The sequence below is a fragment of the Enterobacter sp. KB-280D8 genome, from assembly GCF_041399405.1.
Taxonomy (GTDB): Bacteria; Pseudomonadota; Gammaproteobacteria; order Enterobacterales; family Enterobacteriaceae; genus Enterobacter; species Enterobacter cloacae_N.
Window position 1 is genome coordinate 1 of the sequence record NZ_JBGKEC010000007.1, and the last position, 20,209, is coordinate 20,209.

A 20,209-nucleotide genomic window follows, 5' to 3' on the forward strand; every position below is an offset into this window, starting at 1 on the left:
AGTGTTGATGGTGATACCACGAGCTTTTTCTTCTGGCGCGTTATCGATCTGGTCGAATGCACGAGCAGAACCACCGTAGGTTTTAGCCAGAACGGTAGTGATTGCAGCGGTCAGGGTAGTTTTACCATGGTCAACGTGGCCGATAGTACCAACGTTGACGTGCGGTTTTGTACGTTCAAATTTTTCTTTAGACACGGCTATATTCCTTACTATAGTGCTCTCCCCTCTGGAGAGAGCACGGGACTTAGGTTTTAATCCTGTGGATTACTTACCACGGGCTTCAATAACGGCCTGAGCAACGTTGTTAGGCGCATCATCATACTTCAGGAATTCCATGGTGTATGATGCACGACCTTTGGTCAGAGAACGCAGCTGAGTTGCATATCCGAACATTTCGGACAGCGGAACTTCAGCGTGGATCTTAACGCCAGTTACTTCGGATTCCTGACCACGCAGCATACCGCGACGACGGCTCAAGTCACCGATAACGTCACCGGTGTTCTCTTCAGGAGTTTCTACTTCAACCTTCATGATTGGCTCAAGCAGAACTGGTTTTGCTTTCTTAAAGCCTTCTTTAAAGGCAATAGACGCAGCCAGTTTAAACGCCAGTTCAGAGGAGTCAACGTCGTGGTAAGAACCGAAGTGCAGACGGATACCCATGTCAACAACCGGATAGCCAGCCAGAGGGCCCGCTTTCAGCTGTTCCTGGATGCCTTTATCAACGGCTGGGATGTATTCGCCAGGAATTACACCACCTTTGATGTCGTTGATGAACTCGTAACCTTTCGGGTTAGAGCCCGGCTCCAGTGGGTACATGTCGATCACAACGTGACCGTACTGACCGCGACCACCAGACTGCTTAGCGTGTTTACCTTCAATATCGGTAACTTTCGCGCGAATCGCTTCGCGGTAAGCAACCTGAGGTTTACCCACGTTCGCTTCAACGTTGAATTCACGCTTCATACGGTCAACGATGATGTCCAGGTGCAGTTCACCCATACCAGCGATGATGGTCTGGTTAGATTCTTCATCAGTCCATACGCGGAATGATGGGTCTTCTTTCGCCAGACGGCCCAGAGCCAGACCCATTTTTTCCTGGTCAGCTTTGGTTTTTGGTTCAACTGCGATGGAGATTACCGGCTCAGGGAATTCCATACGCTCCAGAATGATCGGGTGATCCGGGTCACACAGGGTGTCACCAGTGGTCACGTCTTTCAGACCGATAGCTGCAGCGATGTCGCCCGCACGAACTTCTTTGATCTCTTCACGTTTGTTAGCGTGCATCTGTACGATACGGCCAAAACGTTCACGCGCCGCTTTCACGGAGTTCAGGATGGTGTCACCGGAGTTAACCACACCAGAGTAAACGCGGAAGAAGGTCAGGTTACCCACGAATGGGTCGGTAGCAATTTTGAACGCCAGTGCAGAGAACGGCTCGTCATCACTTGCGTGACGCTCAGCCGGAGTATCTTTACCGTCGTCCAGGATGCCGTTGATCGCAGGAACGTCAACCGGGGATGGCAGGTAGTCAACTACCGCATCCAGCATCGCCTGAACACCTTTGTTCTTGAACGCAGAACCACAGGTTACCAGGATGATTTCGTTGTTCAGAACGCGCTGACGCAGAGCTTTTTTGATCTCTTCTTCAGACAGTTCTTCACCACCCAGGTATTTCTCCATCAGCTCTTCAGAAGCTTCAGCAGCGGATTCGATCAGGTTCTGGTGCCATTCGTCAGCCAGGTCCTGCATCTCAGCCGGGATATCTTCGTATTCGAAGGTAACGCCCTGGTCTGCATCGTTCCAGTTGATGGCTTTCATTTTCACCAGGTCGATAACGCCGGTGAAGCCTTCTTCAGCACCAATTGCCAGCTGCAGCGGAACAGGGTTCGCGCCCAGACGGGTTTTGATCTGGCCAACAACTTTCAGGAAGTTAGCACCCATACGGTCCATTTTGTTAACGAACGCGATGCGTGGAACTTTATATTTGTTCGCCTGACGCCATACGGTTTCAGACTGTGGCTGAACACCACCAACTGCGCAATAAACCATTACCGCGCCGTCAAGAACACGCATGGAACGTTCTACTTCGATGGTGAAGTCAACGTGGCCCGGGGTGTCGATGATGTTTACGCGATGCGGTTCGTACTGCTTAGCCATACCTGACCAGAATGCAGTAGTCGCTGCGGAGGTGATGGTAATACCACGCTCCTGCTCCTGTTCCATCCAGTCCATGGTGGCTGCGCCGTCATGAACTTCACCGATTTTATGGTTTACACCGGTGTAGAACAGAATACGTTCGGTAGTAGTGGTCTTACCGGCGTCGATGTGCGCACTGATACCGATGTTGCGGTAGCGTGCGATGGGTGTTGTACGAGCCATTTGATTCCTCGTTTGTTTCTTTAGGCGTTCAGTTAAGTTACCCAGAGCGGGCGGCTTCTCTGAAGCGCCCGCCTGGTGACTAATACTCCGAAGGGATTACCAACGGTAGTGTGCGAACGCCTTGTTGGCTTCTGCCATACGGTGAACGTCTTCACGTTTCTTAACTGCAGTACCTTTGTTTTCTGCAGCATCAGAAAGTTCGTTCGCCAGACGCAGAGCCATGGATTTATCACCGCGTTTACGAGCAGCTTCAACGATCCAACGCATTGCCAGGGCATTACGACGAACCGGACGAACTTCAACTGGAACCTGATAAGTAGAACCACCAACGCGGCGGGACTTAACTTCTACAGTTGGGCGAACGTTGTCGAGAGCGACTTCGAAAGCTTCCAGTTCATTTTTACCAGAACGCTGAGCCAGGGTCTCCAGCGCGCTGTATACGATTGCTTCTGCAGTAGATTTTTTACCATCTACCATCAGGATATTTACAAATTTTGCCAGCAGTTCTGATCCGAACTTCGGATCTGGAAGAATTTTACGCTGACCAATGACGCGACGACGTGGCATGGGAATACTCCGTTGTTAATTCAGGATTGTCCAAAACTCTACGAGTTTAGTTTGACATTAAGATAAATCAGTTTGGCCTTACTTAACGGAGAACCATTAAGCCTTAGGACGCTTCACGCCGTACTTGGAGCGAGCCTGCTTACGGTCTTTAACACCTGAGCAGTCCAGCGCACCACGAACGGTGTGGTAACGAACACCCGGAAGGTCTTTAACACGACCGCCACGGATCAGGATCACGGAGTGCTCCTGCAGGTTGTGACCTTCACCACCGATGTAGGAAGTCACTTCGAAACCGTTAGTCAAACGCACACGGCATACTTTACGCAGTGCGGAGTTTGGTTTTTTAGGAGTGGTGGTATATACACGAGTACATACGCCACGTTTCTGCGGGCAGGCTTCCAGCGCAGGCACGTTGCTTTTTGCAACTTTGCGTGCACGTGGTTTGCGTACCAGCTGGTTAACTGTTGCCATTAAATAGCTCCTGGTTTTAGCTTTTGCTTCGTAAACACGTAATAAAACGGCCTCATACAATATGAGGACGCGAAATTTTAGGGCTACGTCGAAAAGGTGTCAAGAAATATACAGCGATCTCAAATCACCAGTTCATTTGACTGGCGTGCGTCACAGTAAGATTGACGAAATCAGTATAGCCAACCACGTCAATTTTGGCTGAAATTTGACCAGAAAGACCCCGCGCATCCAGATCGTCCTTCAGCGCAGAGACAGTTATGGGGGCATTCGTGAGAATTTCAACGAAACGGCCGCCTTCAAGCGCAGCGAGCACGCCATCCTGAATCAGCAGCAGATCGTCACCTTCGCGCAGCATGCTCAACAACGTGTCGATATCACATTGCCATGGTGAATGGCTGAGAATATGGAGCATGGAAGCCTCAGAAAGTCAGAATGGTGTCGTAGTGGGAAAGCTGTTCACGCAGTGCTGCGGCAGGTAAGGTCGTCACATCCAGCACAAAAGGCGTCTTATCGCTTAAACCGCGTGCCGTTAAAGAGTCGGCACAGACATAGCAGGTTTCAATATCGTAAAGCGGCAGCACTTTGAAGGTGGAAATGTAGTCGCGCGCCAGAATGGCCTGCGGCTGTTGGCCCGCCAGAAGCTGAAGCACGCCGTCCCCCATAAAGAAGACACCGATATCTTCTGTCAATGCCGATGTCGCAAGCAGCGCATCCAGTCCTTCGCGGCCAGAGGCGCTGCCGTGCGGCGCAGAAGTAAAAACAAATGCCACACGCTTCATCAGAATTGCACCACTCTGTCGCAGGTTAACGCCGCCTGGGCCAATGCGCCCAGACCACTCAACGAAAAACCAGGCTGCAGGTTAGCGCCCGATAACCCCAGGCGTTCGGCTTCGGCTGTATCCGTCACGCCGCGACGCAGCGCCGCCGCTACGCAGATATGCAGCTCTACGCCCTGCTTTTCATTTAACACCTGCCAGGCGCGGACCAGGTCAAACTCGTCACTCGCCGGTGACGTAAATTGGTTCGCGTTATACACCCCTTCCCGATAGAAGAAGACGCTCGCCAGTTGGTGCCCGGCCGCCAGCAGCGCATGCGCAAACTGCAGCGCGCTGCTGGCCTGCTGAGTCCCATACGCGGGGCCCGTTACCATTAACGCAAAACGCATTACTTATCTTGCCCCACGAAATCGCCGCTTTTGAACTGACGGATGTAGAGGTAAACCGTATGCTTTGAGATGTTCAGACGATCGGCCACCTGGTTGATGGCATCTTTAATATCAAAAATCCCTTTCTCGTAGAGATTGAGAACGATCTGGCGATTCTTGGCGTTGTTCGATACGTTGCGGTCGGCATTGACCTCTTCAATGGTGAACTCAAGCGTCTGCGTCACAAGATCTTCAACGGAGGAGGCAAAGTTAACAGAAGAGCCGACGTCTGGCGTTTCTGGCGGAATAAAGGTGCTCATGATCTGGGAGAAAGGAACATCAAGGTTCATGTTAATGCACAGCAGCCCAATCACACGATGCTCACGATTTCGAATCGCGATGGTTTCTGATTTCATCAGCACGCCGCTTTTGGCGCGGGTGAAATAACATTTTGAGACGCTGCTGTCCGCGCCGGTCATGTCATGCAACATACGCAATGCAAGGTCGGTAATTGGCGAACCAATTTTACGGCCGGTATGCTCACCATTAGCAATGCGGATGGCGGAACACTTCAGATCTTGCAGGGAGTGCAATACGATTTCGCAGTGGGAACCAATGAGCATCGCTAACCCGTCCACTACCGCTTCATAGGATTTCAGAATATCGAAGTCGGTCTGGTCAAAAGGACGTTGATCCAGCAAATCAAGTTCACTGGTTTCGTTGGTTAAAAGCGACCTGGACATGAAAAAAACACTCCTTTTCAGGAGCCTGTCGTTAGGTTTTCAGGGCAGGCTCATTATCTACACGGACAACTAAATTAATACAGCGTGCCTAACGCTTTCCAGTGTTAATTATATCTGCCCCACAATAAAAAACCGCCGCCTTAAAAGGCGGCGGTTTGCATCACATTACTTCTTCGCGTCTGTCGCAGCTTTCTGATCTGCCTGCGCTTCCGGTTTCGCATCCGCTTTCGGCGCTGGTTTGATGTCCAGCAGCTCTACGTCGAAGACCAGAGTGGAGTTAGCCGGGATACCCGGAACGCCAGTTTTGCCATAGGCCAGATCCGGTGGGATAACCAGCTTGATTTTGCCGCCTTTTTTGATGTTTTTCAGGCCTTCAGTCCAGCCAGGGATCACACCGTCAAGACGGAAGGAAAGAGGCTCACCACGAGTGTAAGAGTTGTCGAACTCTTTACCGTCGATCAGCGTACCTTTGTAGTTCACCACAACGGTGTCGCTGTCTTTAGGCGCATCACCGGTACCTTCTTTCTCAACTTTATACACCAGGCCAGTAGAAGAGGTTTTCACACCCTTCTCTTTAGCAAAGGTATCGCGGTAGGCTTTGCCTTTCGCTTCGTTGTCTTTAGCGTCCGCTTCCATCTTGGTCTGAGCGGCACCCTTCACGCGCGCTTCGAACGCCTGCAGGGTCTGTTCGATTTCCTGGTCAGAGAGCTTGCTCTTATCAGCAAAGGCGTCCTGAACACCCGCGATCAGCTGGGTTTTATCCAGTTTGATGCCCAGTTTCTCTTGTTCTTTCAGAGAGTTTTCCATGTAACGGCCCAAAGATGCGCCCAGTGCGTAGGCGGATTTCTGGTCGTCATTTTTGAACGCCGCTTTGCTGTCTGCAGTGGCAGCAGGCTTCGCAGCAGTATCAGCAGCGAATGACAGCGGCGCGTTCAGTGCAACAGCCATCGTCGTCGCCAGCAGCGTTACTTTAAACAGTGATTTCATCCATATCTCCAGGGCCTGGGGACTCTCACCCCAGCGTTAAACGTAAATGAGTGACGTACTATAAAACGTTGCGGAAGAAATCTACAGACAGACACTTCCAATTCTCGCCACTTTTCAGACTATTTTTGTTTAAATAAGTTTCTTGCCAACGGTATAGAGACTGTACTTAAGGATAAACTCAGTTAAACTGCGCCGCCGCTGGGCCAATATGGCATATCAGATATAAACGAGGTGAATGATGAAGGATACAACGATAGAAGCGAGAATGGCTGAGCTGGAAAGCCGCCTGGCTTTTCAGGACATCACCATCGAAGAGCTTAACCAGACCGTGACCGCGCACGAACTTGAAATGGCGAAACTGCGGGATCATATGCGCCTGCTGACGGAAAAGCTGAAGGCGACGCAGCCGTCAAACATTGCCTCGCAGTCAGAAGAGACGCCACCACCTCATTATTGAGGCGTAAAAAAAGCGGGATTATCCCGCTTTTTTATTTTCCGCATGACGGAATTAGTGGCAACCGCAGCCGCCGTTACCGCAACCACCTTTACCATGGTCATGACCATGGTCGTGGCCATGACCACCGCAGCAGCCGTCGTGGCCGTGATCGTGATCGTGGTCGTGACCGTGCGCACCGTGAACGTGGCCATGAGCCAGCTCTTCTTCGGTCGCTTCACGGATCGCAACAACTTCTACGTTGAACTTCAGGTTCTGGCCAGCCAGCATGTGGTTGCCGTCAACCACAACGTGGTCGTCTTCAACTTCAGTGATTTCAACAGGAACCGGACCCTGGTCAGTTTCAGCCAGGAAGCGCATGCCAACCTGCAGCTCGTCAACGCCCATGAACACGTCTTTAGGAACGCGCTGAACCAGGTTGTCGTCATACTGACCGTAAGCGTCGTTCGCGCCTACAGCAACGTCAAATTTGTCGCCAACTTCATGACCTTCCAGCGCAGTTTCCAGGCCGGAAATCAGGGAACCGTGACCATGCAGGTAGTCCAGCGGCGCACTCACCGGAGACTCATCAACCAACACACCGTCTTCTGTACGTACCTGATAGGCCAGGCTGACCACCAGGTCTTTTGCTACTTTCATGATATCTCCTGAGCGTGGGAAAATTGCTGGCGCAGATTGTAGCGGAAATCTGCACCCGTGTACCCTTAAGCTTAAAAAAACTCAGAGCATATCGCTAGTCTGGATGAAAAATGCCGATCACTTGCTCTTCTTTGCGAACGTGATCGCGTGCTTCTTTGTCGGCCTCACGCATCTGGTGACCGCACTTAACACACTCAACAACATCAATATTATTTTCCCGCCACATCGCCAGGGTATCTTGCGCCTGGCAGGACGGGCACTTTGCACCCGCGATAAAGCGTTTACGTACAGCCATCTTTCGTTACCCTTTATTCAAATTCATCCCAGCCGTCGAGCTGGCGTCGTTCCTGCTGCATCTCTCTCTGGAAGATCTCCTCCAGCTCGCGACGCGCTTCCCGCACGCGTGAGATCTGCGCCGTATCGGTATGTACCGGCATCAGCTCACGCAGCATTCTCATATCCAGCCGGCGGAAATGCATCTGGGCGCGCTGCGCCTGGTGAGGATGCATCCCCAGGGAAATTAACGCCTTGCGCCCCAGCTCCAGCGCACTGGAGAACGTCTCGCGTGAGAAGTGTTTCACACCCGCCTGCAACAATTCGTGAGCTTCAACACGTCCCCGGGCACGCGCCAGAATATGCAGGTGCGGAAAGTGCTGCTGACACAGTTCCACCAGCTTCATCGTATCTTCCGGATCGTTGCAGGTGATGACGATAGACTCTGCGGCTTCCGCCCCGGCCGAGCGCAGAAGCTCAAGTTGGGTCGCATCGCCGTAATAGACTTTGTAGCCATATTTACGCATCAGGTTAACCGCGCTGATATCGCGCTCCAGCACCGTAATGCGCATTTTGTTCGCCATCAACAGGCGGCCAATCACCTGCCCGAAGCGGCCAAAGCCCACGACAATAACCTGCGGCTTATCGTCTTCCACCCACGGCGCTTCATCTTCATCGTCTGCCGGATTCAGGCGCCGCGACAGGAGTTTATCCACCATCTTCATCAGCAGCGGCGTGGTCATCATCGACAGCGTCACCGTTACCAGCAGCAGCGCCATCTGGTCGTCTTTAAACAGCTTCTGTGAGGAGGCGGTAGAAAACAGCACGAACGCGAACTCGCCTCCCTGACTCAACACGCTGGCAAACTGCATGCGTTCTGAACTGCGCAGCCCGTAGATACGCGCCATGACGTACAGTACCAGCGTCTTCACCGCCACCAAAATGGCGACGCTAACAATGACCCACAGCAGATGGGTATAGAGCACGCCAAGATTGAGCGCCATTCCCACAGAAATAAAGAACAGGCCTAACAGCAGTCCTTTAAAGGGATCGATGGCAATTTCCAGTTCGTGACGATATTCGCTCTCCGCCAGCAGCACCCCGGCGATAAAGGTGCCCAGCGCCATCGACAGCCCCAGCGCGTCCATAAACAGCGCCGAGCCGAGCACCAGCAGCAGCGTCGCCGCGGTAAATACCTCGCGCACGCCCGAGGCAGCAATAAAGCGGAACACCGGACGTAACAGGAAACGTCCACCAATCAGCATGCCCGCGAAGGCCAGCACCTTCATGGAAATTTTTGCCCAGTCGAAGTGATCGTCGCCCGAGCCCGCCAGCAGCGGCACCAGCGCCAGCGCCGGGATCACCGCTAAATCCTGAAACAGCAGGACCGAAAAGCCCAACTGTCCGGCTTCATTGCGGTTCATACCCTTGTCGCGCATCAGCTGCAGCGCCATCGCCGTCGACGACATGGCAAGGCCTATCCCGCCGATGACCGCCGCCTGCCAGGAAAAATGGGTCAACATGAGCAAGCCAGCCAGAATCGCGGCGCTGAAAAGCACCTGCGCGGCGCCCACGCCAAAGATAGAGCGTCGAAGCTGCCAAAGCTTCGAGGGATTCAGTTCGAGGCCGATGATGAACATCAGGAACACCACGCCGAGCTCCGAGAAATGGAGTATTTCATCCACGTCGCTGATGAAACCCAGCCCCCAGGGGCCAATGGCGATCCCCGCGAGCAAATACCCCAGCACCGCCCCGATGCCGATACGAGCGGCAAGCGGCACCGCGACAACGGCCGCAAATAAAAACAGCACCCCGGCGAGGAGCAAATTCGATCCTTCCATTAACGACCTCCTGCCGGAATCGGTGATGCCAGCCATTCGCCGTAGGCTCTGGCGTGGCTTGCCAGTTCTTTCGGATCCTGACGCCGTGCCCAGTAGACAATAATCGGACTCATCCAGTGCATGCGGCACATGGCCGCAGTCAGCTCGAAAGGCCGCAGGATATCGCTCATCGGATAGCGGTTCAGCCCGTCGTGACGGTAAGCGCTTTCGGGTTCACCGGTGGTGATCACACTGCGCCAGTACTTTCCCGCCAGTTGGTTGCCCCCCACCCCGCTGGAGAAACCCCGGCTCAGCACGCGGTCCAGCCACTCTTTCAGCAGCGCCGGGCAGCTATAGGTATAAAGCGGATGCTGGAACACGATCACGTCATGCTGACGCAGCAGTTCCTGCTCGTAAGGAATATCAATAAAGAAATCAGGATAGTGCGCGTAGAGATCGTGCACCGTTACGTTACTGAGCTGTGTGGCCGGCTTAAGCAGCACCCGGTTTGCCACCGAGTCCTGAGATTCCGGATGGGCATACAGCAGCAGCACTTTTGCTGTCTGAGACATCATTCCCCTCCCGGTCTTGTTTCTGTTTTTGTGTATCGTCGTTGTTTTGGGCTACCATGGCGGCCCGGTGCGGAAAACGGCCCACACCTTACATTATCATAATGACAAATTAACATAGTCGGAACATACGGCGCTTCTATGATTGTTTTCTCCTCGTTACAAATTCGTCGCGGCGTGCGCGTCCTGCTGGATAACGCCACTGCTACCATCAACCCGGGCCAGAAAGTGGGTCTGGTCGGCAAAAACGGCTGCGGTAAATCCACCCTGCTGGCACTGCTGAAAAACGAGATTAGCGCAGATGGCGGAAGCTTTACTTATCCGGGAAACTGGCAGCTCGCCTGGGTGAACCAGGAGACGCCCGCCCTGAGCGAACCGGCGCTCGACTATGTTATCGACGGCGACCGTGAATACCGTAAGCTCGAAGCGGAACTCAACGCCGCAAACGAGCGCAACGACGGTCACGCCATCGCTACCGTTCACGGCAAGCTGGACGCCATTGACGCATGGACAATTCGCTCCCGCGCCTCCAGCCTGCTGCACGGACTGGGCTTCAGCAACGAACAGCTTGAACGTCCGGTCAGCGATTTCTCCGGCGGCTGGCGCATGCGCCTCAACCTGGCGCAGGCGCTGATCTGCCGCTCTGACCTGCTGCTGCTCGATGAACCCACTAACCACCTCGATCTCGATGCGGTTATTTGGCTGGAGAAGTGGCTCAAGAGCTATCAGGGCACTCTGATTCTCATCTCCCATGACCGCGACTTCCTTGACCCGGTGGTGGATAAAATCATTCATATCGAACAGCAAACGATGTTCGAGTACACCGGCAACTACAGCTCCTTTGAGCGCCAGCGCGCGACGCGCCTTGCCCAGCAGCAGTCAATGTATGAAAGCCAGCAGCAGCGCGTGGCGCATCTGCAGAGCTTTGTGGATCGCTTCAAGGCCAAAGCCTCAAAAGCCAAGCAGGCCCAGAGCCGCATCAAGATGCTGGAACGCATGGAGATGATTGCCCCGGCACACGTGGATAACCCGTTCCACTTCAGCTTCCGCGCGCCGGAAAGCCTGCCTAATCCGCTGCTGAAGATGGAAAAGGTCAGCGCGGGCTATGGGGAGCGCACCATCCTCGACTCCATCAAGCTCAACCTGGTGCCGGGTTCGCGCATTGGCCTGCTGGGGCGTAATGGCGCAGGTAAATCAACGCTCATCAAACTGCTGGCCGGCGAGCTTAACCCGGTCAGCGGTGAAATCGGGCTGGCGAAGGGCATCAAGCTGGGCTACTTCGCCCAGCATCAGCTGGAATTTTTACGCGCGGATGAATCCCCGATTCAGCACCTCGCGCGTCTGGCGCCGCAGGAGATGGAGCAGAAGCTGCGCGATTACCTCGGCGGCTTCGGTTTCCAGGGCGATAAGGTGACTGAAAACACCGAGCGCTTCTCCGGGGGCGAAAAAGCCCGTCTGGTGCTGGCGCTGATCGTCTGGCAGCGGCCCAACCTGCTGCTGCTCGATGAACCGACCAACCACCTGGATCTCGACATGCGCCAGGCCCTGACCGAAGCGCTGATCGAGTTCGAAGGCGCGCTGGTTGTGGTTTCGCACGACCGTCACCTGATCCGCTCCACCACGGACGATCTTTATCTGGTACACGGCGGCAAAGTCGAACCGTTCGACGGCGATCTGGAAGACTACCAGCAGTGGCTGACGGACGTGCAGAAGCAGGAAAACCAGCCGGAAGAGTCAGCCAAAGACAACGCCAACAGCGCGCAGTCGCGTAAAGACCAGAAGCGCCGCGAAGCGGAGCTGCGCACCCAGACCCAGCCGCTGCGTAAAGAGATTGCCCGTCTCGAAAAAGAGATGGAAAAGCTCAACGCCACGCTTGCCACCGTTGAAGAGAAGCTCGGCGACAGCGGTCTGTATGACCAGAGCCGAAAAGCTGAACTGACGGACTGCCTGCAAACGCAGGCGAAGACTAAATCGAGCCTCGAAGCGTGCGAGATGGCGTGGCTGGACGCGCAGGAACAGCTGGAAGCGATGCTGCAGGCAGATTAAACCATCGGGAGGGTTATGCGTTTCGATACCACGTGCGACATTACATTCCGTAAGCTCAGCATCTTCATGACCTTCATGGAGAAGGGGAACATCGCGCGGACCGCCGAAACGCTGGGCCTGAGCGGCGTCAGCGTACACCGCGCGCTGCACACCCTGGAAGAGAACGTGCGCTGCCCCCTCTTTACCCATAAGGGGCGTAACCTGATTGCGCTCCCCTCCGCCTGGACGCTGCTGGAGTATTGTCAGGAGGTGATGCAGGTGATGGAGCGCGGGCTGGAAGAGTCCCGCAAAATTGCCGGTGTTGGTCAGGGGCGGCTGCGCGTGGGCACGCTCTACTCGCTGACGCTGGAAACCGTGCCGCGTCTTATTATGGGTATGAAGCTGCGCCGTCCCGATCTCGAAATGGATCTGACGATGGGCTCCAACGACACCCTGCTGCACATGCTGGACGAAGGCTCGCTGGACGCGATTCTTATCTCCATTTCCGAAAGCGACATCGACCGTAACAGCCTCGAAGTGCTGCCGCTATTCCATGACGACATCTTCCTTGCTGCACCGGCTTCCGCCACGCTGAATACCCGCGGCCCCGCGGATCTGCGTGATTACAAAGACCAGAAATTTGTCGCTCTTGCAGAAGGGTTCGCCACGTATGCAGGGTTTCAGGAAGCGTTTCATATCGCCGGGTTCGAACCGGAGATTGTTACCCGGGTGAATGACATTTTCTCGATGCTGAGCCTGGTGCAGGCTGGCGTTGGTTTTACGCTGATGCCGGGCAGGATGAAGAAGGTGTACGAGAATTCCGTGCAGCTCCTCAAGCTGGCGGAGCCGTACCAGATGCAGCAGCTGATCGCGATTGTCTTTGCCCGCAACCGTGAGCATGATCCGAGCCTGCGGGCATTGGCCGCCGAGGGGCGGATGTATGCGCGCAGCTTGCAGGACGGAGCCTGATGTATTGCCCGGTAAGGCGCAGCCGCCACCGGGCTAAAAACTCACGCACGAAGTCGCTTCGCCAGATGCACCGCCACGTCCACCCCGCTGCGCTCCAGCGAAATGGTCTCTCCTTCCCACGCAGCCTGCCGCGTCAGGCAGGTCAGTACGCCGCCGGGCGGCATTTCAATCGCCAGTCGGGCTTCACGTTCGTTAGCGGAAATCACCGCCTCCTGCCAGCGCACGGTTCGCGCCATGTTCATCGCCAGATCGTCAGCGATTTTTTCCGGCTGCCAGAGCACGCGGCCGGTACTGCCGCTCAGGTAGGCGCAGCGTGGACGAGCCAGCGTGACGGACTCAAACGCCGCCGCCAGCTTTTGTGCCGGTTCCGACAGCAGTTCACAGTGGGACGGCACGCTTACCGCCAGCCGTCTGGCCTTACTCGCCCCTTTTGCCAGCGCGCATGCCGCCACCTGCGCCATCCCGTCATCGCTTCCGGCGATCACGATCTGCGTTTCAGCGTTCAGGTTGGCAATGTAGGTTCCGGTGCCTTCAATCAGCGTTTCCACCTGCGGCAGGGTTAAGCCCATGATTGCCGTCAGGCCGTAGCCGTGCGGGTAAGCCTGCTCCATCAGATCACCGCGCAGCGCCACCAGCTTCAGCGCGTCCGAAAAGTCCAGCGCGCCTGCGATAACCGCCGCCGGATAAGCGCCGATGGACAGCCCGCTGACGATATCCGGCGTCACGCCACGGCGCTCCAGCTCGCGCCCCCAGGCCACACCGGCAATCAGCAGCGAAAGCTGAACCGCGCGGGTATGGGTTAACGCGTCTGCGCCGTCCAGCGTATCCACTTCGGCGCCAAGCACCTCTCGCGCCTGTTCCAGCTCCGCTCCCGGCAGTTTTTGCAGCATCCCTTCATGCTGCGTGCCCTGTCCCGGAAAGGTAAACAATATTTTCATCACTCCTCCCTGCGCCACGGATCCGCCACCAGGCGCGGTCCGCGGCGAGTTTTTAGCAGCGTTTTTCCGTCGCGCAACCACTCCGCCAGCGCGAAGCCTCCTTCAGGCGTATCGACCTGCGTATCCGCCCGGCACAATGCGCGGCTCAGCTGCGACTGCCATGCGGTAAAAGCATCAGGGGAAATCGGCTGCGGCGCGCGGATCAGCAGATCAAGATCGCTGTCGGCATGTATAACCGGAATGCCGGTCGCCAGCGCGTAGCCGGTGCTGCCGGTAATACCCCACGTCCACGGCCATGCCTGCTGAGCAAGCTGCAGCGCCACCTGAACCGGCTGCTGGGTCACAAACGGCGAATGCAGCAGATCGGCGGTAACGCACAGATCTTCAGGCGATATCACGCGCAGCACGTTTTCGGGCTTCACCCACCCGGCCGCCCGCTGGTCGCGGCGCAATCCGCGCACGCCAACGGGAATGCGGCCTTCGCTATCAACATCACGCCGCACCACCACCGGCAGGCCGGTATGCCAGGCCGCCTCCACCCAGGATTCGGTGATGCCTTCCAGCGCGTCTCGCGCGCTAAGCCAGATGAGGTCGTGCGGGCGTAATGTTGTGGTCATGGTTACATTCCTGAAGTCAGCGAGATAAACAGCGGCAGCGACAGGATACACAGTACAGAGCTTAACAGCAGCACGGCCTCAGCATCCGGCGACTGCACGCCAAAACGGTTACCGAACACTACGCCGAAGAAGCCCGCGGAGAGCGCAATCATCAGGATAGCGGTGATCGCCACGGAGCCGTGCAGACCGAAGATAAGCACAATACCCCAGGCAATCGCTGGCTGTATCAGCAGCTTGGCGATGGTGGAGGTTATCACCATGGTGTTGATCTGCAGCTTGCGGGCAGAGAGGATCACCCCGGTCAGGAACAGCGCGGCAGCGGTGGCGGACAGCCCCAGCGGTTTAATCGCCGCAAGCACCAGTTCCGGCATTTTGATGCCGATGGCGGAGAGAATTACACCCAGCAGCGGGCCCATCACAATCGGTTTCTTAATAGAGCGCCACATCAGTACCGGCAGCATGGAGAGCGTTGAGCCGGAATTATTCCCCTCGGCGCGCGCTTTCTCACGCTCCAGGATCAGCAGGCAGAACGGGGTCATCAGCACTGAGCCGCAGGCAATAGAGACCGCGACGGACAGAGACGTAGAAGATCCTTCACCCAGCACGCTGCCCAGAATCGGCAGACCAAGCGCTGCGTAGTTCGGTAAGGCTACCGTCAGGGTCAGCACGGCTGCGTCCTGCGGGGATTTCTTAAAGACGTTGGTAGCGAGGAAGTAGATGGCCGCATAGGTAATCCACATCGCCAGGGTGAGCACCAGGATCAGCGGCGACTGTGCCACGATGCCGGTCCACGGGGTTTGCACGGTGGCGCTGAACAGCGCGGCAGGCAGTGCAAAATCCATCACGAAGATATTCAGCAGGGAAACATTTTTGTTATCGACCATCTTTGCCTTACCGGCCCAGAATCCCAGCAGCATGATGACGAAAATCGGTGCAAGAGCATGAACAATTACGTAAGTCATAAATCACCTGTAGTAAAAAAGTTTAAGCACTGGCGCGATGATTATTATTTTCAGGATGCAGGCTCCCGCGCGGGCGCAGCAGGCGCGCCCACGGGGTTTGCATCTCTGGCAGGTCTTTTTTTTACTTACCAGCTGGCTCGCATACGTTCGCGTACGAGCGCCGAGCTGCGGCGGTTGTCAGCACCGAGACGATTTTTAAGCGTCGCGTCCTGACGAGCGTCACTGATGGCCTGTTGCAGGGTGGTTTTCACCTGAGCCAGATCGTTATCGGATGGGGCATCCGGGTTGCTGATGTCCAGCAGGCTGGAGAGCAGTCCCAGCGTGGCATAGTTGCTGATGTCGTACGCCATGGGCGGAATGGTTGCCGCCAGTTTTTCCAGCGCCTCGACGGTACGTAGCGTGATGCGCGCCGCAGACTCTTTACCCATCGCGTGGATCAGCACGCCTTTGTCGTTAAAGGCAATCAGACGGTTGGCCTGGTAGCCGTGCGCCAGGAACGCGCCGGACATCGCCTTGCCGACGATAAGCCCAATCACCGGGTGACCGGCCAGTCGCGCGTTAGCATACGCGGCTGCGGCTCCCGCCAGCGCCTGATGAATACCAAACGCCTCTTCGCGACGGCCATAGGCCTGGCTTGGGACGTCAATCACCGCCACTATCGGGCGCTTCACGGCCTTATCGGCATCCGCCGCTACGGTTTCGCTGACCACTTTTGCCAGCGTCCAGCCTTCCAGGAGACCCACTTCGCCTTTCGCCGCCCGCGGGAAGTGGTTGTTGGCATCCGGCACCACGGCCACAAAGCGCACCGTCTCACCGTTCAGCTCGCCGTCTGCCGCCTGAACGGACGGGCACAGCCCCGCGATACGTTTGGCGTTCGGGGCGAGGGTTTCCAGCCAGAGCTCGCCACGGCTTTTTGAATTACTCATCATTTCACCTCCCGGGCAAAAAGCGCGTTAATCTGTTCGGCATCGGCCTGTTTGCGGGTGTCGAAATTGGTCAGACGGTTCAGGTAATCGTCGTAGTTGTCGGTGCGGTGTTTCGCCGGTACGCCTTTCGCAATCGCGTCGTTCATCGCCGCTTTCACCGCGTTTACGCCGTCGCTCACCAACGCGTCCACCAGCCCGCTTTGATAGCGCACTTCGCCGCCGGTCATGCTCCAGATAAACGGACGGTCGCGGGAGTCGTACTCTTCAATGCCCGCCTCCTGCTCGATAACCTGCGGGCCGTTGAGGCCAAGACGCGCTTCGCGGGTCACGATCAGGTAGCTGCATAGCGCCGCGGCAATGGACATCCCGCCGAAGCAGCCCACGGTCCCGGCCACAATCCCGATGACGGGCGTGTAGCGACGCAGGTCTACAATCGCTGCGTGGATATCGGCAATCGCCGCCAGGCCGAGGTTAGCCTCCTGCAGACGCACGCCGCCGGTTTCGAGGCACAGCACCGCCTGCGTCGGAATGCCGTTGCGGTTATCTTCCGCCGCCAGCTCCAGCGCCGCCGCCATTTTGGCGCCAGACACTTCGCCCATGCTGCCGCCCTGGAACGCGCCTTCAATCGCGACCACGACCGCAGGCTGACCGTTGATGGTGCCTTTCGCCACCACCATGCCGTCATCGGCCTGCGGGACAATGCCCTGTGGCCCAAGCCACGGGGAGATAATGCCTTCAAACGGATCCAGCAGTTCGCGGTAGCTGCCGTCATCCAGCAGGGCTTGCGCGCGCTGGCGCGCTTTTAGTTCGATAAAGCTGCTGTCATCACGCATGGCTCACCCCCTCAAAAACCTGTTCGATGCGAATGCGGGCTACGCCCGGCGTCGCGCCGAAGTCGTGGATGGTCAGTTTGCCTGCAGGCAGGCTGCTGACGGTGTGCAGGCGGTTGAACAGCGCCTCCCAGCGGCCACGGCTGTTGTCGACGGAGGTGGTGATATCAACGATTAAGGTCTGGCCCGGTTCGGCGGTGAAGAGCACCTCCATATCCCCGGAGCCGACGACGCCTGCCAGCGCCCTGCCGCTTAACGCGCGGCTGGCGGGCACGGTCAATGTAATTTTTTCCATAACATCCTCTTAATGCTTTGAATAAGGCGTTTCGACACGATCGAGAAACAGCGCGGCGGCAAGCAGGTCGGCAGCGCCGCCCGGTGAAGCGTTAAGCGCCAGCATCTGACGGTCCAGGTTCGCCAGCGCCTGCTGGCCTTCGGACGTTGCACAGCCTCCGGCGTTCAGTACAGCGCGGGCACCGCTCTGCATGGCGTCCAGCCCCTCCATTCCGGCGCGGGACAGCACGCAGGTATCGGTGAGCGAGGTCATGATGGCCATCAGCGCGTCGAGCCTGGCGTACGTTTCGCTGCTGCCGTTGAGACGGCTGAGGCGAAGCTGCGGCAATGCGCGCTGCATAACGTGCGGGAATGCCTGCTGCGCCTCTTCACGCGCGCCCGGCACGCGGTAGCGGTGCGTGGCTCGCAGGCCTTTGCTGAACACTTTCGGTGCCGCCTCGTCCGGGAGTTTCGCCAGCTGCGCGGCAGTGTTCGCGACGGCCTGCGCAGTTGCATCCCCGCCCAACATCGCCACCGCGCTTACCAGCAATCCCAGCGCCCAGATCGCGCCACGATGGGTATTCACCCCGTCGGTGGTCGCCATCATCTGCTTCTCGCCTTCGCGGCCAAGACGGCCAACGGTTTGTCGAAGCGCAATATCTGCCGGACGCAGCCAGCTTTGCTGCGCCAGCGCCTGAAACGTGGGGGCCAGGCTGCGCGCGGAGCGCTCCATCAGCGCAAGGGATAAATCGTGGTGCGCGCCGTTCCCCCGACTGTCCACCAGACCGGGTTTCGGGCTTAAACGTGCTTCGTCGATCAGACACTGCGTGGCGGTTCGCGCCAGCCATTCGGCACCGCCTTCAGCCTGAATCTGGGGCAGAAGTGTCATTACCAGCTCCGGAATTTCGCAGGTGGGTTATACAGACCGCCGGACCACTCCACGAGGTCAGACACGCTGCCCGCAGCCAGCAGAGAGCGGGTGGCGTCGGTGCGGCGAATCCCCATATCTTCCGGATACACCACCTTGCCGCTCTGGCGCAGTTCCGCCACGCGCCTGGCGTCCACACCCAGGCCGATATCGGTGATCCCCGCAACGGCGGCAACCATGGCACGACGCTCTTCCAGATCTTTCGCCCGGTAGAGGTAGGCAATCCCTTCTTCCGTCAGCACGTGCGTCACGTCATCGCCGTAAATCATCACCGGTGCCAGCGGCATGCCGGAGGCTTTCGCCACGTCTACGGCATCGAGTTTTTCCACGAAGGTTGGCTTCACGCCCGCCTGGAAGGTTTCCACCATCTGCACGACGAGTTTTTTACCGCGCTGCATTGGGTCAGGCTCGGTGATCATGTTCAGCCAGGCCGGCGTGGCGTGGCGGCGACCATGCGGGTCATGGCCCATGTTTGGCGCACCACCGAAGCCAGAAAGACGACCGCGAGTCACGGTTGAGGAGTTGGCGTAACCGTCAACCTGCAGCGTAGAGCCGATGAACATATCCACCGCGTACTGGCCTGCCAGCTGGCAGAAGGCGCGGTTGGAACGCATGGAGCCGTCGGCACCGGTAAAGAACACGTCCGGACGGGCGCGGATGTACTCTTCCATCCCCAGCTCGCCGCCGAAGCAGTGCACGCTTTCGACCCAGCCGCTTTCAATGGCCGGAATCAGCGTCGGATGTGGATTCAGCGTCCAGTACTTACAGATTTTGCCCTTCAGACCGAGCTGTTCGCCGTAGGTAGGTAGCAGCAGCTCAATCGCCGCAGTGTTAAAGCCGATACCGTGGTTCAGGGACTGCACCTGATGCTCCGCGTAGATGCCTTTGATGGCCATCATCGCCATCAGAATATGTTCCTGTTTAATCAGGCGCGGGTCGCGGGTGAACAGCGGTTCGATGAAGAACGGCTTATCTGCAACGACCACGTAGTCAATCCAGGAGCCTGGAATATCTACGCGCGGCAGATCGCACTCGTCGTCCACCAGCTCGTTCACCTGTGCGATGACGATACCGTCGTGGAACGCAGCGGCTTCCACCAGCGCCGGGGTATCTTCGGTACTCGCCCCGGTGTAGAGGTTGCCTTTGCGGTCCGCTTTAAAACCGGCAATCAGCGCCACGTTGGGCGAAAGGTCGACATAGAGGCGTGAGTACAGTTCGATGTAGGTATGGATCGCGCCGATTTCGAGCTGACCATCTTCCAGCAACTGGGAGATCCGCAGGCTTTGTGTCCCGGAGAAGGAGAAGTCCAGCTTGCGGGCGATGCCTTTTTCAAAGATATCCAGATGCTCGCTGCGGCCAACGCTCGGCATGATCATATGCAGGTCGTGGACGATTTGCGGGTTCACTTCGGCAAGCGAGCGGGACAGAAAATCCGCCTGCTTCTGGTTGTTGCCCTCCAGTACGACTTTGTCGCCCGGTGCGATCAGTTTTTCCAGCATGCCGACAATATCGCCGGTTGGCAGTACTTTCCCCTGCACCGGTACGGACGCCAGTCGACGCGCTTTCTCGCTGCGTCGTGTGTTCCATTGCCGCGCGGGTGTTTGCCCAGATAACATTATTAACCTCCTGATTCAGCACATCATTCTGATTTGCTTAACGTTGAGTAAAGTCTGCGCTCTGGCGAGAAAGGCATCA

Annotated in this window: 24 protein-coding genes; 3 read left to right on the forward strand and 21 right to left on the reverse strand. The window is 56.8% G+C overall.

Annotation, left to right across the window (positions count from 1 at the left end; genetic code table 11):
- From AB8818_RS17365 to fkpA, 9 genes are all read right to left on the reverse strand, one after another.
- On the reverse strand, positions 1-195 hold a 195-nt coding region (locus tag AB8818_RS17365; RefSeq protein ID WP_004929415.1), incomplete at its 3' end, for a GTP-binding protein.
- Positions 196-264: 69 nt separating this feature from the next.
- Positions 265-2,379 carry an elongation factor G gene (fusA, locus tag AB8818_RS17370; protein WP_029882142.1) on the reverse strand — a complete coding sequence of 705 codons (2,115 nt, stop codon included), beginning with the start codon at positions 2,377-2,379 and terminating at the stop codon, positions 265-267.
- 96 nt (positions 2,380-2,475) lie between these two features.
- Complete coding sequence (gene rpsG, locus AB8818_RS17375; RefSeq protein ID WP_003861706.1) at positions 2,476-2,946, reverse strand: 30S ribosomal protein S7; 471 nt, start codon at positions 2,944-2,946, stop codon at positions 2,476-2,478.
- Between the two features lie 96 nt (positions 2,947-3,042).
- Positions 3,043-3,417 (reverse strand): 30S ribosomal protein S12, encoded by a 375-nt coding sequence (gene rpsL / locus AB8818_RS17380; protein WP_000246815.1) that lies wholly within the window; start codon positions 3,415-3,417, stop codon positions 3,043-3,045.
- A gap of 124 nt (positions 3,418-3,541) precedes the next feature.
- Complete coding sequence (gene tusB / locus AB8818_RS17385) at positions 3,542-3,829, reverse strand: sulfurtransferase complex subunit TusB (protein WP_041911943.1); 288 nt, start codon at positions 3,827-3,829, stop codon at positions 3,542-3,544.
- 7 nt (positions 3,830-3,836) lie between these two features.
- A complete protein-coding gene (gene tusC, locus AB8818_RS17390; protein ID WP_192983676.1) occupies positions 3,837-4,196 on the reverse strand; it encodes a sulfurtransferase complex subunit TusC in 360 nt (119 codons plus the stop codon).
- The gene (gene tusD, locus AB8818_RS17395) at positions 4,196-4,582 is read right to left on the reverse strand and encodes a sulfurtransferase complex subunit TusD (protein WP_192983679.1); all 387 of its coding nucleotides are present in this window, start codon (positions 4,580-4,582) and stop codon (positions 4,196-4,198) included. The genes tusC and tusD overlap by 1 nt, the downstream gene beginning before the upstream one ends.
- On the reverse strand, positions 4,582-5,304 hold the full coding sequence (locus AB8818_RS17400) for a transcriptional regulator (protein WP_014885489.1): 723 nt from the start codon (positions 5,302-5,304) through the stop codon (positions 4,582-4,584). The genes tusD and AB8818_RS17400 overlap by 1 nt, the downstream gene beginning before the upstream one ends.
- 165 nt (positions 5,305-5,469) lie before the next feature.
- A complete protein-coding gene (gene fkpA / locus AB8818_RS17405) occupies positions 5,470-6,291 on the reverse strand; it encodes an FKBP-type peptidyl-prolyl cis-trans isomerase (protein WP_116342637.1) in 822 nt (273 codons plus the stop codon).
- Between the two features lie 238 nt (positions 6,292-6,529).
- Here fkpA and AB8818_RS17410 point away from each other — a divergent pair, with 238 nt between their 5' ends.
- On the forward strand, positions 6,530-6,748 hold the full coding sequence (locus AB8818_RS17410) for a protein SlyX (protein ID WP_008503009.1): 219 nt from the start codon (positions 6,530-6,532) through the stop codon (positions 6,746-6,748).
- 51 nt (positions 6,749-6,799) lie between these two features.
- Here AB8818_RS17410 and slyD read toward each other — a convergent pair whose 3' ends face one another.
- From slyD to kefG, 4 genes are all read right to left on the reverse strand, one after another.
- Positions 6,800-7,384, reverse strand: coding sequence for a peptidylprolyl isomerase (gene slyD / locus AB8818_RS17415; RefSeq protein ID WP_023331458.1), 585 nt, complete (start codon positions 7,382-7,384; stop codon positions 6,800-6,802).
- A 94-nt stretch (positions 7,385-7,478) separates the two neighbouring features.
- Complete coding sequence (locus AB8818_RS17420; protein ID WP_013099038.1) at positions 7,479-7,679, reverse strand: YheV family putative zinc ribbon protein; 201 nt, start codon at positions 7,677-7,679, stop codon at positions 7,479-7,481.
- 13 nt (positions 7,680-7,692) lie between these two features.
- Positions 7,693-9,498: a glutathione-regulated potassium-efflux system protein KefB gene (gene kefB / locus AB8818_RS17425; RefSeq protein ID WP_116342639.1), complete on the reverse strand. Its 1,806-nt coding sequence runs from the start codon at positions 9,496-9,498 to the stop codon at positions 7,693-7,695.
- The gene (gene kefG / locus AB8818_RS17430; protein WP_021242220.1) at positions 9,498-10,052 is read right to left on the reverse strand and encodes a glutathione-regulated potassium-efflux system ancillary protein KefG; all 555 of its coding nucleotides are present in this window, start codon (positions 10,050-10,052) and stop codon (positions 9,498-9,500) included. The genes kefB and kefG overlap by 1 nt, the downstream gene beginning before the upstream one ends.
- 135 nt (positions 10,053-10,187) lie before the next feature.
- Between kefG and AB8818_RS17435 the strand changes: the two genes are divergently transcribed.
- Positions 10,188-12,092 carry an ABC transporter ATP-binding protein gene (locus AB8818_RS17435; protein WP_116342641.1) on the forward strand — a complete coding sequence of 635 codons (1,905 nt, stop codon included), beginning with the start codon at positions 10,188-10,190 and terminating at the stop codon, positions 12,090-12,092.
- Positions 12,093-12,107: 15 nt separating this feature from the next.
- Entirely contained in the window at positions 12,108-13,040 is a 933-nt protein-coding gene (locus tag AB8818_RS17440; protein WP_116342643.1) for a LysR family transcriptional regulator, read from the forward strand.
- A 41-nt stretch (positions 13,041-13,081) separates the two neighbouring features.
- Here AB8818_RS17440 and mdcH read toward each other — a convergent pair whose 3' ends face one another.
- The 8 genes from mdcH to mdcA form a co-directional block, all read right to left on the reverse strand.
- Positions 13,082-13,978: a malonate decarboxylase subunit epsilon gene (gene mdcH, locus AB8818_RS17445; RefSeq protein ID WP_192983683.1), complete on the reverse strand. Its 897-nt coding sequence runs from the start codon at positions 13,976-13,978 to the stop codon at positions 13,082-13,084.
- The gene (locus tag AB8818_RS17450) at positions 13,978-14,595 is read right to left on the reverse strand and encodes a malonate decarboxylase holo-ACP synthase (protein ID WP_192983685.1); all 618 of its coding nucleotides are present in this window, start codon (positions 14,593-14,595) and stop codon (positions 13,978-13,980) included. The genes mdcH and AB8818_RS17450 overlap by 1 nt, the downstream gene beginning before the upstream one ends.
- A gap of 2 nt (positions 14,596-14,597) precedes the next feature.
- On the reverse strand, positions 14,598-15,557 hold the full coding sequence (locus tag AB8818_RS17455) for an AEC family transporter (RefSeq protein WP_116342649.1): 960 nt from the start codon (positions 15,555-15,557) through the stop codon (positions 14,598-14,600).
- 125 nt (positions 15,558-15,682) lie between these two features.
- On the reverse strand, positions 15,683-16,483 hold the full coding sequence (gene mdcE / locus AB8818_RS17460; RefSeq protein WP_192983816.1) for a biotin-independent malonate decarboxylase subunit gamma: 801 nt from the start codon (positions 16,481-16,483) through the stop codon (positions 15,683-15,685).
- Entirely contained in the window at positions 16,483-17,316 is an 834-nt protein-coding gene (locus AB8818_RS17465; protein WP_192983687.1) for a biotin-independent malonate decarboxylase subunit beta, read from the reverse strand. The genes mdcE and AB8818_RS17465 overlap by 1 nt, the downstream gene beginning before the upstream one ends.
- Positions 17,309-17,608 (reverse strand): malonate decarboxylase acyl carrier protein, encoded by a 300-nt coding sequence (gene mdcC / locus AB8818_RS17470; RefSeq protein ID WP_116342653.1) that lies wholly within the window; start codon positions 17,606-17,608, stop codon positions 17,309-17,311. The genes AB8818_RS17465 and mdcC overlap by 8 nt, the downstream gene beginning before the upstream one ends.
- Positions 17,609-17,617: 9 nt before the next feature.
- Positions 17,618-18,475, reverse strand: a complete 858-nt coding sequence (locus AB8818_RS17475) for a triphosphoribosyl-dephospho-CoA synthase (RefSeq protein ID WP_192983689.1) — start codon at positions 18,473-18,475, stop codon at positions 17,618-17,620.
- A complete protein-coding gene (gene mdcA / locus AB8818_RS17480) occupies positions 18,475-20,130 on the reverse strand; it encodes a malonate decarboxylase subunit alpha (RefSeq protein WP_192983691.1) in 1,656 nt (551 codons plus the stop codon). Before mdcA ends, AB8818_RS17475 begins: the two co-directional genes overlap by 1 nt.
- Positions 20,131-20,209: the final 79 nt, after the last annotated feature.

Bases quoted from the DNA above. Each gene is read 5' to 3' on its own strand.
- fusA (WP_029882142.1), bottom strand. From the start codon at position 2,379: ATGGCTCGTACAACACCCATCGCACGCTACCGCAACATCGGTATCAGT.
- rpsG (WP_003861706.1), bottom strand. From the start codon at position 2,946: ATGCCACGTCGTCGCGTCATTGGTCAGCGTAAAATTCTTCCAGATCCG.
- rpsL (WP_000246815.1), bottom strand. From the start codon at position 3,417: ATGGCAACAGTTAACCAGCTGGTACGCAAACCACGTGCACGCAAAGTT.
- tusB (WP_041911943.1), bottom strand. From the start codon at position 3,829: ATGCTCCATATTCTCAGCCATTCACCATGGCAATGTGATATCGACACG.
- tusC (WP_192983676.1), bottom strand. From the start codon at position 4,196: ATGAAGCGTGTGGCATTTGTTTTTACTTCTGCGCCGCACGGCAGCGCC.
- tusD (WP_192983679.1), bottom strand. From the start codon at position 4,582: ATGCGTTTTGCGTTAATGGTAACGGGCCCCGCGTATGGGACTCAGCAG.
- AB8818_RS17400 (WP_014885489.1), bottom strand. From the start codon at position 5,304: ATGTCCAGGTCGCTTTTAACCAACGAAACCAGTGAACTTGATTTGCTG.
- fkpA (WP_116342637.1), bottom strand. From the start codon at position 6,291: ATGAAATCACTGTTTAAAGTAACGCTGCTGGCGACGACGATGGCTGTT.
- AB8818_RS17410 (WP_008503009.1), top strand. From the start codon at position 6,530: ATGAAGGATACAACGATAGAAGCGAGAATGGCTGAGCTGGAAAGCCGC.
- slyD (WP_023331458.1), bottom strand. From the start codon at position 7,384: ATGAAAGTAGCAAAAGACCTGGTGGTCAGCCTGGCCTATCAGGTACGT.
- AB8818_RS17420 (WP_013099038.1), bottom strand. From the start codon at position 7,679: ATGGCTGTACGTAAACGCTTTATCGCGGGTGCAAAGTGCCCGTCCTGC.
- kefB (WP_116342639.1), bottom strand. From the start codon at position 9,498: ATGGAAGGATCGAATTTGCTCCTCGCCGGGGTGCTGTTTTTATTTGCG.
- kefG (WP_021242220.1), bottom strand. From the start codon at position 10,052: ATGATGTCTCAGACAGCAAAAGTGCTGCTGCTGTATGCCCATCCGGAA.
- AB8818_RS17435 (WP_116342641.1), top strand. From the start codon at position 10,188: ATGATTGTTTTCTCCTCGTTACAAATTCGTCGCGGCGTGCGCGTCCTG.
- AB8818_RS17440 (WP_116342643.1), top strand. From the start codon at position 12,108: ATGCGTTTCGATACCACGTGCGACATTACATTCCGTAAGCTCAGCATC.
- mdcH (WP_192983683.1), bottom strand. From the start codon at position 13,978: ATGAAAATATTGTTTACCTTTCCGGGACAGGGCACGCAGCATGAAGGG.
- AB8818_RS17450 (WP_192983685.1), bottom strand. From the start codon at position 14,595: ATGACCACAACATTACGCCCGCACGACCTCATCTGGCTTAGCGCGCGA.
- AB8818_RS17455 (WP_116342649.1), bottom strand. From the start codon at position 15,557: ATGACTTACGTAATTGTTCATGCTCTTGCACCGATTTTCGTCATCATG.
- mdcE (WP_192983816.1), bottom strand. From the start codon at position 16,483: ATGAGTAATTCAAAAAGCCGTGGCGAGCTCTGGCTGGAAACCCTCGCC.
- AB8818_RS17465 (WP_192983687.1), bottom strand. From the start codon at position 17,316: ATGCGTGATGACAGCAGCTTTATCGAACTAAAAGCGCGCCAGCGCGCG.
- mdcC (WP_116342653.1), bottom strand. From the start codon at position 17,608: ATGGAAAAAATTACATTGACCGTGCCCGCCAGCCGCGCGTTAAGCGGC.
- AB8818_RS17475 (WP_192983689.1), bottom strand. From the start codon at position 18,475: ATGACACTTCTGCCCCAGATTCAGGCTGAAGGCGGTGCCGAATGGCTG.
- mdcA (WP_192983691.1), bottom strand. From the start codon at position 20,130: ATGTTATCTGGGCAAACACCCGCGCGGCAATGGAACACACGACGCAGC.